15 protein-coding genes are annotated in these 13688 nt (G+C 62.5%); 11 read left to right on the forward strand and 4 right to left on the reverse strand.

The genetic code is table 11. The annotated features are described in order from the left end of the window. Window positions 1-125: 125 nt before the first annotated feature. From CWI66_RS01380 to CWI66_RS01390, 3 genes are read left to right on the forward strand one after another with little or no spacing between them, the layout of a single operon-like run. A complete protein-coding gene (locus tag CWI66_RS01380) occupies window positions 126-1643 on the forward strand; it encodes an amidase (protein ID WP_100730727.1) in 1518 nt (505 codons plus the stop codon). Window positions 1644-1692: 49 nt separating this feature from the next. After that, a complete protein-coding gene (locus tag CWI66_RS01385; RefSeq protein WP_100730728.1) occupies window positions 1693-2511 on the forward strand; it encodes a methyltransferase domain-containing protein in 819 nt (272 codons plus the stop codon). After that, entirely contained in the window at window positions 2508-3497 is a 990-nt protein-coding gene (locus CWI66_RS01390) for a class I SAM-dependent methyltransferase (protein ID WP_081194254.1), read from the forward strand. Before CWI66_RS01385 ends, CWI66_RS01390 begins: the two co-directional genes overlap by 4 nt. A gap of 13 nt (window positions 3498-3510) precedes the next feature. Here the strand turns inward: CWI66_RS01390 and greB are convergent, their stop codons facing one another. Next, complete coding sequence (gene greB, locus CWI66_RS01395) at window positions 3511-4056, reverse strand: transcription elongation factor GreB (RefSeq protein ID WP_081194252.1); 546 nt, start codon at window positions 4054-4056, stop codon at window positions 3511-3513. 204 nt (window positions 4057-4260) lie between these two features. Between greB and CWI66_RS01400 the strand changes: the two genes are divergently transcribed. From CWI66_RS01400 to cysN, 6 genes are all read left to right on the forward strand, one after another. Continuing rightward, on the forward strand, window positions 4261-4905 hold the full coding sequence (locus tag CWI66_RS01400) for a TRAP transporter TatT component family protein (protein ID WP_081194250.1): 645 nt from the start codon (window positions 4261-4263) through the stop codon (window positions 4903-4905). A gap of 90 nt (window positions 4906-4995) precedes the next feature. Further along, window positions 4996-5643, forward strand: coding sequence for an NUDIX domain-containing protein (locus CWI66_RS01405; protein WP_081194248.1), 648 nt, complete (start codon window positions 4996-4998; stop codon window positions 5641-5643). Window positions 5644-5652: 9 nt separating this feature from the next. Further along, entirely contained in the window at window positions 5653-6099 is a 447-nt protein-coding gene (locus tag CWI66_RS01410) for a DUF1249 domain-containing protein (RefSeq protein ID WP_100730729.1), read from the forward strand. Then, window positions 6099-6833 (forward strand): phosphodiesterase, encoded by a 735-nt coding sequence (locus tag CWI66_RS01415; RefSeq protein WP_100730730.1) that lies wholly within the window; start codon window positions 6099-6101, stop codon window positions 6831-6833. The genes CWI66_RS01410 and CWI66_RS01415 overlap by 1 nt, the downstream gene beginning before the upstream one ends. A gap of 195 nt (window positions 6834-7028) precedes the next feature. Next, entirely contained in the window at window positions 7029-7988 is a 960-nt protein-coding gene (gene cysD / locus CWI66_RS01420) for a sulfate adenylyltransferase subunit CysD (protein ID WP_100730731.1), read from the forward strand. After that, window positions 7988-9433 carry a sulfate adenylyltransferase subunit CysN gene (gene cysN / locus CWI66_RS01425; protein ID WP_100730732.1) on the forward strand — a complete coding sequence of 482 codons (1446 nt, stop codon included), beginning with the start codon at window positions 7988-7990 and terminating at the stop codon, window positions 9431-9433. The genes cysD and cysN overlap by 1 nt, the downstream gene beginning before the upstream one ends. Window positions 9434-9583: 150 nt before the next feature. Here cysN and CWI66_RS01430 read toward each other — a convergent pair whose 3' ends face one another. The 3 genes from CWI66_RS01430 to CWI66_RS01440 are packed head-to-tail and all read right to left on the reverse strand — an operon-like array spanning window position 9584 to window position 11898. Then, on the reverse strand, window positions 9584-10420 hold the full coding sequence (locus CWI66_RS01430) for a substrate-binding domain-containing protein (RefSeq protein ID WP_100730733.1): 837 nt from the start codon (window positions 10418-10420) through the stop codon (window positions 9584-9586). Between the two features lie 57 nt (window positions 10421-10477). Next, a complete protein-coding gene (locus CWI66_RS01435) occupies window positions 10478-11203 on the reverse strand; it encodes an ATP-binding cassette domain-containing protein (RefSeq protein WP_016913406.1) in 726 nt (241 codons plus the stop codon). Then, complete coding sequence (locus CWI66_RS01440) at window positions 11200-11898, reverse strand: ABC transporter permease (RefSeq protein WP_016913407.1); 699 nt, start codon at window positions 11896-11898, stop codon at window positions 11200-11202. The genes CWI66_RS01435 and CWI66_RS01440 overlap by 4 nt, the downstream gene beginning before the upstream one ends. A gap of 204 nt (window positions 11899-12102) precedes the next feature. On the opposite strand from CWI66_RS01440, the gene CWI66_RS01445 reads away from it, so the two are divergent. Both CWI66_RS01445 and CWI66_RS01450 read left to right on the forward strand, forming a co-directional pair. Next, complete coding sequence (locus CWI66_RS01445) at window positions 12103-13005, forward strand: helix-turn-helix transcriptional regulator (protein ID WP_026001632.1); 903 nt, start codon at window positions 12103-12105, stop codon at window positions 13003-13005. Window positions 13006-13074: 69 nt separating this feature from the next. Next, entirely contained in the window at window positions 13075-13638 is a 564-nt protein-coding gene (locus CWI66_RS01450; protein WP_100730734.1) for a type 1 glutamine amidotransferase domain-containing protein, read from the forward strand. Window positions 13639-13688 lie beyond the last annotated feature (50 nt).

Below are 13688 nucleotides of genomic sequence, written 5' to 3' on the forward strand. Positions count from 1 at the left end.
GAGGAGCCGAGTGCGTCAATCGCGCACGCTCGGATCTGTGGGGGGCCGGAACGAGCAATCGTCCGGTCTACCCGACCAATAACTCCTGGCCTTTGCTACGCTGAAAGAAAACCGGGAGGGTGGCGATGCACGTGCACGAGTATCAACAGTACGACGCAACGGGGCTGGCAGCGCTGATTCGTGGCGGGCAGGTGAGCCGGGAAGAGGTGCTGGAAGCCGCGCTGGTGGCCATCGAGCAGGCTAACCCGGTGCTGCAGGCCGTGGTGCGCATGCGGGTCGAGCAGGCGCGTCGTGAAAGCCAGCAGGTCGAAAGTTCGGCCTGTTTTGCCGGTGTGCCCACCTTGAGCAAGGATTTGTTGATGGCCCTCGAAGGGGAGCCCTTGGCATTCGGCAGTGCTGCGCTACGCGACTGGCGGCCTGCCGAGGATTCACTGTTCATCCAGCGCTCGCGCAGGGCGGGGCTGGTGGTGGTGGGCCAAACGGCCACGCCGGAGCTTGGCTTGATGGGCATCACGGAGCCCAGGGCATTTGCCCACCCTGAAAACCCATGGCGCGCAGGCTATTCGCCCGGTGGTTCCAGCGGTGGGGCGGCGGCCGCGGTGGCCGGGGGCATGGTGCCCTTGGCGCTGGCAGGCGATGGCGGCGGTTCCATTCGTATCCCTGCCAGCTATTGCGGGCTGTTCGGGTTCAAGCCTTCCAGGGGCCGTGTGCCACTGGCGCCAGCCCATGGTGAAGTGTGGCAGGGAGCGGTCGTGGAGCATGCGATCACGCGGAGCGTGCGTGACAGTGCGGCCCTGCTGGAAGAGGTCAACGGCATGGCGCCTTCGGGCCCTTACCCGGTGCTTGCGGAGCGCGGCTATGTGGAGGCGCTGTCGAAGCCCTGCCCACCCTTGCGGGTGGCGATCTCTTTGGGGGAGCCTTTGGGGCGCAGTGTGGGTACACGGTTGAATTCAGAGGTGACAACGGCCATCGAGAAAACCGCCCAGCGCCTGGAGGAGATGGGGCACACGGTAGCGTGGTGCGACCCGCCGGTCGACGGTGAGGCGCTTGCCGACAGTTACCTGACGCTCTACCTGGGCCACCTGGCGGCAGACCTGCGCTGGATTAGTCAGCAAACCGGCGTGCCGCTCGGCCGCCTGCCTCTGGAGCCTTCTACCCGCGCCATTGGCCGCTTGGGCGCCAAACTCTCTGCCTGGGAGTACGAGACGGCCAAGCGCTACTGGCACGTGGCCGCCGAGCAGATGAGCCAGTTTCATCAGCGTCATGATGTGCTGGTGCTGCCCGTGGCCGCAGACACCGCGCCTCGGTTAGGGGAGCTGTACCCGTCGGCCCTGCGCGAACGGCTGATGGCGCTGCTGGCGGTGCCGGGCCTGCCCGCGCTGGCCCTGAAGGCGGGGCTGTTGAAGCGCCTGGCCGTCGATGCCCTGAGCCGTACGCCCTTTACCCAGTTGGCCAACCTGACCGGCCAGCCTGCCATGTCGCTACCGATGCACGTGGCGCAAAGCGGCTTGCCCGTGGGGGTGCAGGTAATTGGACGGCTGGGGGAAGACCGTCAGTTGCTGCAGTTGGCCGCCGCCCTGGAGCAGCAGGAAAACTGGCAGGCGAGGCTGCCTCGGCAAGCGTTTGCAGCTCAGGCAGGGTAAACTACGCCCCCGTCAATCGACGCCCGTGATTCTATCTAGAGCTTGCTGCATGCACCCATCCTACGAACTGACCGAGGCGGGCGACCGTTATTTCGATGGTCTGGCGGAGAAATTTTCCCGCTCGCTGTATCAGGCCCCGCGTGGAGAGCTGCGCTTGGCCATGCTGGATTACCTGCTGCCTCAGATGCTGAACCTGAACGCCCAGCCGGTACTGGATGTAGGCGGCGGCCTGGGACAGCTGTCGGCCTGGCTGGCCGAGCGGGGGCATGCGGTGACCATGGCAGAGCCTTCCCAGGATATGTTGGTACACGCCCAGGCATGGCATGGCCAGCGGGTCAGCGAAGGTGCTTTCAATGCCGACGCGCTGCACTACGTTGTGGCACCGCTGCAAGCGTTGCCCGTTCAAGCCCCCGGGCCCTGGCCGCTGATCACTTGTCATGCGGTGCTGGAGTGGCTGGGCGACCCGGCCCAGGCGCTGGCTACCCTGGCCAGCCTGCTGGCCCCCGGTGGTCAGCTGAGCCTGATGGTGTTCAACCGCGATGCGCTGCGCTTCTCCAACGTGGTGAAGGGCAACTTGAGCAAGGCGCTGGGCGACCAGTTGGCAGGCAAGGGGCGTCGCCAGCGCTTGACCCCCATTTCACCCATGACCCACGCGCAAGTTCTGGGCTGGGCCGATAGCTGCGGCCTGGAGATGGTCGACGTGGCGGGCATTCGTATCTTTCAGGACTACCTGCGCCAGACCCCTGCCAGCGCTGACGACCAGGCCACGCTCATGGCGCTGGAACGCCAGTACTGCCGCCAGGAGCCCCATTGGCGGCTGGGCCGCTATCTACTTTACACCTTCACCAAACCCGAGGCCGATGCATGAGCGCTCAACTGCCCGCCAGCCAACTTCTCGAACGTTACCATGGCCCTGCGGCTCAACTGCTGCCCATCGCTCCGCCTGCCGATGGCTGGCTGGTGGAGCGCTCTACCGCCATGATCAGTGGCGATGTGGCGCTGCGCCAGCAGTGGCAGGACGCTGGAAAGCTGGCCAGTAGCCCGCTGGCGCCCATGAATGCAGAGCCCGCTGGCCGCGTGGTGCTGTTCTGGCCCAAGGCGCATGCCTTGGGCACGTGGTGGCTGCGCTGGCTGTGCCAATGGCTCCCCGAGAACACGCCTTTCGAGATCGTGGGGGAGCACCAGGGCGGGATCAAGCGTGTGCCGAAGCTGCTGGCAGCGCTGGGCATGGGGTGTGACAAGCTGGACAACGCACGCCGCTGTTCACTGTTTGCCAGCCACACCGTGGCGCTGCCCGAGCAGCCGGATGAGTGGCAGCGCTTCGAAGCGCTGGGCATGACGCTGGTGAGCCACCCTGGTGTGTTTGGCCATGGCAAGGTCGACGAAGGAACCTTGCTACTACTTGAAACCCTGGAAGCGCACTTGCCCAGGCGCCCGCTGAGCGTGCTGGACATGGGCTGTGGTGACGGCATCATCAGCGCCTGGCTGGCCAGCCGTGGCCATACGGTGACAGCGGTGGACGTCAACGCCTTTGCCGTCGAGGCGTGTCGCCAGACGCTGGCGGCCAACCAGCTGACGGGCAGCGTGTGCGAAAGCGATGTCTACCGTGCGCTGGGCGATGCGCGTTTCGACCTGATCGTCAGCAATCCACCGTTTCACCAGGAGCGCGAGATCAGCTACGGACCGAGTGCGCGACTCATCGACGAAGCGCGTCAGCACCTGACCCCCAAAGGCCAACTGGTGCTGGTGGCCAACGCCTTCCTGCCTTATCCCGAGCGGCTGGAGCGTGCGTTTGGAAGCTTCGAGACGCTGGCCGACAATCGGCGTTTCCGGGTGTATCGCGGGCAGTCGTGAAGGGGCCGCTGGCTCAGGCGTTGGGTGAGGCACCGGCATAGCGAATGTCGGTAATGGTGTAGAACGCCTCGCCGTTGGGCGTGATCACCGTGATCTCATCGTCCACCTCCTTGCCCAGCAGCGCCTTGGCCATGGGGGCATCGACACTGATCCAGTGCTTCCGGGTGTCGATTTCGTCATGGCCCACCAGGCGGATATGCAGGGTTTCCCCCGCGTCGTCTTCCAGGCTCACGAACGCGCCGAAAAACACCTTGTCGGTGTTGGCGGGCAGCCTGTCCACTACCTGTAGTTCGTCCAGCCGCTGGGTCAGATAGCGGATGCGGGCGATGACCCGGTTCAGCTCTTTCTTGTTGTAGGTGTAGTCGGCGTTCTCACTGCGGTCCCCCAGCGCAGCGGCTTCCCCTACCTTGGCCGACAGCTCAGGGCGCTTGACGCGGGAAAGGTGGTCCAGAATGCCCCGCAGGCGGGCCGCGCCCTCGGCGGTAATCAGATTGCTCTTGGGTGCCTGGCGCGGGTCTTTTGCCGGATCGCGCCAGCGCGTCATGTTGCGGCCTTTCATGGTGTCGTTACCTTCCCGGAAAAGTGCCTAGCTTACGCTACCAAGGTACGGGGCAACAAAGCGGTGATTCTCTGGCGAATCATTCAAACGTTCGTTACATTGTCAGTGTGGACGAGATATCACCATGCCTTGAGCAGGTCTAATTCGATAGTGATAACTCAACAGTCAAGACTCATTCTTCATAACAACAAGCAGGAGTTTTCCATGCGTACAATTCCATTTTCTAGACTCTTCATGGCGGCGGCGTTGGGCGGTGCCCTGGTACTGTCGCCGCTGAGCGCGTCGGCCTTCGAAAGCGAGCTGTTCTCCCTGAAGAACCGCTGGGAGCATACGGTGACCGAGATGCCCGCCAACCAACGCGAGTCGACCCTGAGGGCATTGGCGGGCGAGGCGGAGCGACTGGCCCAGCAGAACCCCAACGAGGCCGAGGTGCTGGTATGGCAAGGCATCGTGCTGGCTTCCTATGCTCGAGAGCGGGGTGGGTTGGGGGCGCTGGGTACCGCCGGTGATGCGCGCACGGTGCTGGAGCGCGCCGTCGAGATCGACCCTACGGGGGGTAATGGCTCTGCGTATGTGACCCTGGGGGCGCTGTATGACCGTGCCCCGGGTCGCCCGCTGGGGTTTGGCAATAGCGCCACCGCTGAGCGGATGTTCCAGCGGGCGCTGGAAATTCGCCCGGACGGTATCGATGTGAACTACTACTATGCCGCTTTCCTGAAAGAAGAGGGCAACACCCAGGCGGCGCGGGAGCATGCTCAGCGAGCCGTGAACGGCACGGCGCGGGAGAGTCGCCAGCGTTCCGACGAAGCCCTTCGCCGTGATGCCGAGGCGCTGCTGCGCGAGCTGTAATGGCCGTCAAATCACGCGGTTGATGATCCGATTGGCATTCCCGGTGGCCAGCATTGATAATGGTACGATCATGTTCACCGGGAGTGCCGTATGGGCCCCACACTCAATCGCGACGATGTGGAACTCATCACGCGTGACACCCTTTACAAGGGGTTTTTTCGCCTGGAAGCGCTAGAGCTGCGTCATCGACTTTTCGAGGGCGGCTGGAGCGCCACCATGCGCCGAGAAGTGCACAACCGCCACGATGCGGTGGGTGTGCTGTTGTATGACCCCGAGCGCGATGCGCTGATCCTCGTCGAGCAGTTTCGCGCTGGCGCCATCGACGACCCTCACTCCCCCTGGAAGTTGGAACTGGTGGCGGGCCTCGTCGACAAGGACGAGACCCTGGAAAACGTGGCGCGCCGTGAGGCCCAGGAGGAAGCCGGTTGCCAGGTGGGCCAACTGACCCGATTGCATACCTACTACCCAAGCCCTGGCGCCTGCAACGAGCGGGTCACGCTATTTTGCGGGCTGGTCGATAGCCAGGGCGTGGGAGGCGTGCATGGCGTCGAGGACGAGAATGAAGACATCCGTGTTCATGTCGTCTCTTTTCCCGCCGCCTGGCAACTCCTGGAGCAGGGCCGACTCGACAACGCCATGTGTTTGATCGGCATGCACTGGTTGGCCGGGCAGCGGGCATCGCTGCGGGCGGCTTCCCGGCGCGCGGCCGTGTCAGCCGCCGAGGCCAACACCCGGTAAGGAGTCATCATGGCAAGAGCCGCCTACGTAACCGATTTGAAAACCCTGCAAGGGGAGTGCAGCGCCAACTATCTGCGCCTGGTGCGCCTGGTGGGTGACCTGCAGAGCGGCCAGCGGCGCGATATCGCCTTGCGCGGTGATCACCGGCACTTTGGCGACCTCAAGCTGGCCATTCTTCAGCAGGCCCCTTACACCACGCTGGTGGAGATCTCCCAGCGCGGCCCGCTGGATGCGGTCATTGAAGGGCCGCGCATGCGCGTGCACCTTTACCATGATGTGCGCATGGCGGAAGTCATCGACTTTCAGCGCGAGCGCCATTTCAGCGGACGCTATCGCTACCCCAATGCGCGCATGCATCAACCGGATGAAAAGCTGCAGTTGAACTGCTTTTTAGGAGAGTGGTTGGCCCATGGGCTGGCCCATGGTCATGTCGTCGATTTGCCGGAGCTACCCTGATGCGGTTGATACAGATTACCGATGCGCATCTGCACGCCGACAAGCAGGCACGCTCTCGGGCGGCCATTCCCTGGCAGCAGTTCGAAGCCGTGCTGGACGCCGTGGTGGCCGAACGCCCGGACGTGGTGGTGGTGAGTGGTGATATCAGCCAGGATGAAACCAGCGCGTCTTACGTTCACGCCTGCGAGGCCTTGAACCGCCTGCCGTGCCCCTGGTTCTGGATACCGGGCAACCACGACCAGCCCGAACTGATGGCCGCAGAACGCCCGATGCTGGATGAAGTCGACCTGGAACAGTGGCGCCTGCTGCTGCTGAATACCCATGTGCCGGGCAAGCCCCATGGCGAGCTGGGGGCGGCCAAACTCACCGCCCTGGCCGAACGGCTGGAGCAGGACGAGCGGCCGGTGGCTATCGTCATGCACCACCCGCCGGTGGACGTAGGGGCAGACTGGATGGATGCGATTGGTTTGCAGGACCGCGATGCGTTCTGGCAGCTGTTGAGCGCTTACCCCCAGGTCAAGATCATTCTGTTTGGGCATGCCCATCAGGCTTTTGCCCAGCATCAGCCGCTGGCGGGCTCGGCGATAGGCACTTATGGTTGCCCCGCCACATCAGACCAGTTTCTGCCCGGTGCGAAAACCTTTGCGGTGGATGAAGCGTCGCGGCCGGGTTATCGCGTGGTGGAGCTGCACGGGGAGGAGTGGCAGACCTGGGTCGAGCGTATCGACCTCTGATGCTTTTCTTTTTAGTTGATAAAGATATAAAAAGATAGTTATTAATTCTTTTGGGTTATTATTGACCTGGCGTTACCCTACCCACAAATGCCCGCCTTGCGATTCATACGCTCAGGGCGGCACACCATGTTTGCACAGGCTTCCTTGAAAAGCCGTCTCGATAAAAGCAAGCACCGTTTTGTGAGGGAGAAGGTAATGAACCAGTTTTCTGCGCCGTCGGCGGCGACGCAACAGGTGCCCATCGCACCGGATGCCGCCCGACTGACCCACCTGAAGCAGCTCGAAGCCGAGTCGATCCATATCATCCGGGAAGTGGCAGCCGAGTTCAGCAACCCGGTGATGATGTACTCCATCGGCAAGGACTCCTCGGTAATGCTGCATCTGGCGCGGAAGGCCTTCTACCCCGGCACGCCGCCGTTCCCGCTGATGCATATCGATACCACCTGGAAGTTCCGCGAGATGATCGCTTTCCGCAATCGCATGGCGGAAGAGGCGGGCATGGAGCTGATCGTGCATACCAACGAAGAGGGTCGCGCCGCCAACATCAACCCCTTCGACCACGGCAGTGCCAAGTACACCGATATCATGAAGACCCAGGCCCTCAAGCAGGCCCTGAGCAAGCACGGTTTCGATGCTGCCTTTGGCGGCGCGCGGCGCGACGAGGAAGCCTCCCGTGCCAAGGAGCGCGTCTACTCCTTCCGCGACAAGTACCACCGCTGGGACCCGAAAAATCAGCGTCCGGAGCTGTGGAGCGTCTATAACGCCAAGATCAACAAGGGCGAATCGATTCGCGTGTTCCCGCTCTCCAACTGGACCGAGCTGGATATCTGGCAGTACATCTATCTGGAGTCGATTCCCATCGTGCCGTTGTACTACTCCGCTAAGCGTCCGGTAGTGCAGCGCGACGGCATGCAGATCATGGTGGACGACGAGCGCCTGCCGCTGGCCGAGGGCGAAGTGCCGGAAGAGAAGTGGGTGCGTTTCAGAACCCTGGGCTGCTACCCGCTGACGGGGGCGGTGGAGTCCACCGCCGCCACGCTGCCGGAGATCATTCAGGAGATGCTGCTGACCAGGACCAGCGAGCGCAGTGGCCGCGCCATCGATCACGATCAGGCCGGTTCCATGGAGAAGAAAAAGCGTGAGGGGTATTTCTAATGGCGCACCAATCAACGTTGATTGCCGATAACATCGAGCAATACCTGCACGAGCACGAAAACAAGGATCTGCTGCGTTTCATCACCTGCGGCAGCGTCGACGACGGCAAGTCCACGCTCATCGGACGGCTGCTCCACGACTCCAAGATGATCTTCGAAGATCAGCTCGCCGCGATCACCAAGGCTTCCAAGACCAGTGGCACCACCGGTGATACGGTGGACCTCGCCCTGTTGGTAGACGGCCTGCAATCGGAGCGCGAGCAGGGCATCACCATCGACGTGGCGTACCGCTTTTTCTCCACCGACAAGCGCAAGTTCATCATTGCCGATACGCCGGGGCACGAGCAGTACACGCGCAACATGGCCACGGGCGCTTCCACTGCCAGCCTGGCGATCATCCTGATCGACGCGCGCTACGGTGTGCAGACCCAAACCCGTCGGCACAGCTTCATTGCCGACCTGCTGGGCATTCAGCATCTGGTCATCGCGGTCAACAAGATGGACCTGGTGGGCTTCTCGGAGGCACGCTTCAACGAGATCGTGGCGGAGTACCGAGCCTTTGCGGCCAACTTGCAGGCCCCGGACATTCGCTTCGTGCCGATGTCGGCGCTCAATGGCGACAACGTGGTCAACGCCAGCGAGCACACGCCCTGGTACTTTGCGGCGGGCAGTGAAGGCTACGAAGGCAAGACCCTGATCGAGCTGCTGGAAAACGTCGAAGTCACCCGTGACCAGAACCTGAGCGACCTGCGCCTGCCGGTGCAGTACGTCAATCGCCCCAACCTGGACTTCCGAGGCTATTGCGGCACCCTGGCGGCTGGTGTGCTGCGCCCAGGCCAAGAGGTGAAGGCGCTGCCGTCGGGCAAGACCTCTCGCGTGGCGCGCATCGTCACTTTCGACGGGGATCTCGACGCTGCTTACCCCGGCCAGGCCATCACCGTGACTCTGGAAGACGAGATCGATATCTCCCGTGGCGATTGGCTGGTCAGCGCCGAAGATCAGGTGCCGCTTTCCAACGTGTTCAATGCCGATGTGGTCTGGATGCACGAAGAGCCCCTGGAGCCGGGCAAGCTCTACGATATCAAGCTGGCCACTCGTGATCTGGCGGGCCAGATCAGCGCCATCGAGTATCAGGTGGACGTCAACACGCTGGAGAAACACCCGACCCAGCGCCTGGGGCTGAATGCCATTGCTCGCTGTGAAGTGGAACTGACGGCATCGATTCCGGTGGACGACTACCGTACCAGCCCCGGCACGGGCAGTTTCATCATCATCGACCGGCTGAGCAACGTGACCGTGGGCGCCGGTATGATTCGGCGGGTCGCGGATGCCCGTGAGCAGGCCGGCACCACCGACTGGGCCGCCTTCGAACGTGACCTGAACGCTCTTGTGCGCAAGCATTTTCCGCACTGGGGCGCGAAGGACATTCGTGACCTTCTGCGCTAATGGTTTGATGACGTTATCGAGATAATCGAGTAGACGCTTAGCCGTTGGCAACGCACACTGAACCTGCTGTTGGCGCAAGACGCTGCAGCAGGTTTTCTATATGGAGACAGCGGGTGGGTTACCGCTGTTTTAATGATCAAAGATGAAGTTTTATCTCCAATGCGCCCTGGAGCGAGTCGCGTTGGGGAAGAACAGCTGCTGGTCGTTGACCTTGAAGTCGGCAATCGCTTGCTGGCCTTCGTCGGACACCAGCCACTCGTGCCATTGGCCCGCCAGCTCATGTTTCAGGTGCGGGTGCTGCTCCTGTGATAGCAGCAGCGAACCGTATTGGTTGAACAGCGCTTCGTCGCCCTCGAACAGCAGGGTCAGGTCCTGCGGGTTTTCAAAGGCCACCCAGGTGGCGCGGTCGGTGAAGCTGTAGGCGTTCATGCCTGCGGCGGTATTCAGGGTCGGCCCCATGCCGCTGCCCAGCTCACGGTACCAATCTCCTTGCGGTGTGACGCCCGCATCTTCCCAAAGGCGCAGCTCGGCGCGGTGAGTGCCGCTGTCGTCACCCCGTGAGGCGAAGGGCGACTCGCTGTCGGCGATCCGCGCGAAGGCGTCGCTGACGCTGTCACTGTCGGCGATGTTGGCGGGGTCATCGCTGGGTCCCACGATCACGAAGTCGTTGTACATCACATCCAGCCGCTCGGTGGCATAGCCATCGGCAACGAACTGCTCTTCGCCTGCGGTATCGTGAACCAGCAGGCTATCGGCATCGCCACGACGAGCGATTTCGAAGGCCTGGCCAGTGCCGACGGCCACCACGCGCACATCGATCCCGGTCGTTTCGGTAAAGACCGGCAGGATGGCTCCAAACAGCCCCGAGTTCTCGGTAGAAGTGGTGGAAGCCAGGGTAATGTAGTCATCATTGGCCAGCAGCGAGGCGCTCCAGGCCAGTGCCGTGGTGCATAGGCTGGCGGTAACGAGGGTAGTGGTCTTGTTCACGGTCCTGCTCCTTTGGGTATTGTTCAAGCGTCGTGGTGGGGCTTGCTAGAGTAGGGTTTACCAGACCAGCTCGCCCCGTATGAACGCCCTGGCTTGCGCTGTTGCCGGAGTGTCAAAAAAGTCTTCTGCCGAGGTGTGTTCGATCAACTGACCGCTGTACATGAACAGCACGTCGTCGGCCAGACGCCGGGCCTGGTGCAAATCGTGGGTGGTCATGACGATACGCGTGCCTGCCTGATGGAACTCATTGACCGCGTCTTCCACGGCCTTGATGGCCGCCGGGTCCAGGGCGGAGGTGGGTTCATCCAGAAACAGGACGGCAGGCTTGAGCAGCCAGGCCCGTGCCAGCGTGAGACGTTGCTGCTCGCCTCCGGAAAGCACCCGGGCGGGGCGTTTGGCCAGGCTGGTCAGGCCGAATTTTTCCAATGCCTGCAAGGCCAGCGCCTTGCGCTGGCGGCGAGGCACCCGATGCACGGCCAGCGCGTAGGTGAGGTTGTCCAGCGCCGAACGGCGCAGCAGCACCGGGCGCTGAAAGACCATGGCCTGCACCGGCGGCTTGCCTTCCCAGGTCACCTGGCCACTGCTGGGGCGCAGCAGCCCATGCGCCAAGCGCATGAGCAGGCTTTTACCAGCCCCGTTGGGGCCCATTACCAGCGTCCGGCGGCAGCCGTGCAGCGCTAGCGTGGTCGGTGCCAGCAGCGTGTCGCCACGGTGGCAGAAACTGACCTGCTGAAAATGCAGTCTGGGGACGGTGGAAGCCGCGGGGCTGAGGGGTGCGTTCATCCTAACCGCCGTTTTGCCGTTTCACTGACCCAGTGGGCCAGTGCATTGATCAAGGTGACCAGGCTGAGCAGAATGATGCCCAGCCCCAAGGCCATCGCCAGGTTACCCTTGCTGGTTTCCAGCACGATGCTGGTGGTCATGACCCTGGTCACGCCGTCGATATTGCCCCCCACGATCATCACTGCGCCCACTTCCGCACTGGCGCGGCCAAAGCCCGCCAGTATCACGGTCAGCAGGCCAAATCGCGCATCCCACAGCAGCGTGGGCATCATGCGCAGTTGGCCGAGCCCCAGCGAACGCAGCTGTTCGGCGTACTCGCTGTGCAGGGCTTCCACCTGCTGGCGTGTCAGGGCAGCAATGATCGGAAAGACGAGAATCACCTGGGCAATGACCATGGCGGTGGGCGAGAACAGCAGCCCGAACTGACCCAATGGCCCCGCACGGGAAAGCAGGAGGTAGACGCACAGGCCCGCGACCACGGGAGGTAGTCCCATGAGGGCATTGAGCACCACGATCAGAGCGTTCCGCCCGGGGAACTGCCACAGTGCCAGCGCCGCCCCTAGGGGCAGTGCCAACAGGCTGGCCAGGGTGACGGCGATCAGCGACACCTGAAGCGATAGCGTTACGATGGCCACGAGCGCGGGGTCCATGCCCAGAATGAGCGCTATCGCGGTGCTGAATGGGTTATCCGACATGACGTTCCGTGGCCAGGGTTGCTGATAGGGGCAGGTTCATTGTGTTGGTAGGGTGTCGTTGTAAGGTCATGACGTGTCTAAAAAGTCACGATGCTGGTAGAAGCATCAGGTAGGTGCATAGTGTACGTAAATTTCCCGGGATGCACGGTGCGCTGAAAAATATGCGCTACTATGCAGTCTCATGCAGCATTTGAAGGTGGGCGGGTGAGAGAGTCTTTGAAAGAGTATTCAAAAGAGTACCTTACGACGGCGGAAGTGGCGGAGTATCTGCGGCTCAAGGAGCGCAAGGTGTATGACCTGGTGCGCCAGGGGCAGATCCCTTGTAGCCGTGCCACCGGGAAACTGCTGTTTCCTCGTCAGCACATCGACATGTGGGTGTTGAGCCACCTGGAAGGCGACCAGGCCCAACGGTTGCCGCCCCCTCAGGTGCTGGCCGGAAGCCTCGATCCGCTGCTGGAGTGGGCGATTCGTGAGAGTGGCTGCGATCTGGCATCGCTGTGCCATGGGAGTGGCGACGGCATTCGGCGCTTGCTCGAAGGCAAGGCCATGGTGGCGGGTATCCACTTGCGGGACCCTGACAGCGGCCGCTACAACGAACCGACCGTGCTGGGGTTGGGTGGGGTCAAGGATCTGGTGGTACTGCACTGGGCCAAGCGCCGTCAGGGTCTGATAGTGGCGCCGGGCAACCCGCTGGGCCTGAAGACGATAAAGGATCTTGCCCGCCCAGACGTGGTGTGTGCTCATCGCCAGCCCGATGCCGGGGCTGCGCATTTGCTGCGAGGCTTGTTGACGCAAGCGTCCATCGCGTCTGACGCGCTGCGCTGGGCCGACCACATGGCGCTCAGCGAGGAGGATCTCGGCCTGGCCATTGCTCAGGGAGAGGCGGATGTCGGGGTGGGCATGGAGGCGGCGGCGCATCGCCAGCAGCTTCATTTCATTCCCCTGGTGGAGGAGTCGTTCGATCTGGTCCTGCATCGACGCAGCGCTTTCGAGCCCACAATGCAAGCGCTGATGGCCTTTGCCCGGCAGCCGCGCTTTCATCAGCGGGCCGAGGCGCTGAAAGGTTACGACATCAGCCAGCTGGGTCGCGTTTTATACAATGCTTGACGATGGTATAAGATGCGCCACACTGGTTAGGTGCTGTACATGACTACTCATCACGAAATGGAGAGCATGATGAATCAAGCGCTAAATAGTAAACGTGTTGCTATTCTGGCAACGGATGGTTTCGAAGAGTCCGAGCTGAGCGTACCTCGCGCCGCGCTGCAAAAGGAAGGCGTCGATGTGCATGTGATCTCCCCGGAAGGCAAGGAGATCCGCGCCTGGGCAGAGACCGAGTGGGGCGATAACTACCCCGCCGACAAGTCGCTTGCCCAAGCCAGCGAGGCGGACTATCACGCCTTGGTGCTTCCCGGTGGCCTGTTCAACCCGGACGAGCTGCGCATGAACGATGAGGCGCTGAGCTTCGTCAAAGCCTTCTTCCAGGCAGGCAAGCCGGTGGCGGCCATCTGTCACGCCCCGTGGATTCTGATCAATGCGGACGTGGTGGAAGGGCGCAAGATGACCTCGGTCGCCAGTGTCGCTCAGGATTTGCGCAATGCGGGCGTGAACTGGGTAGACGAGCCGGTGGTGGTCGACAGTGGGCTCGTGACCAGCCGCACCCCCAAGGACCTGGATGCCTTCAACGCCAAGCTGCTGGAAGAGCTGCAGGAAGGGCGTCACTCGGGTCAGCACGCTTAATGGCGTGGTATCACCAGTGGGCAAGCTTTGCCAAAAGGCTTGCCCATGTC

The sequence above is a fragment of the Halomonas sp. 141 genome (assembly GCF_002810305.1).
Classification (GTDB): domain Bacteria; phylum Pseudomonadota; class Gammaproteobacteria; order Pseudomonadales; family Halomonadaceae; genus Vreelandella; species Vreelandella stevensii.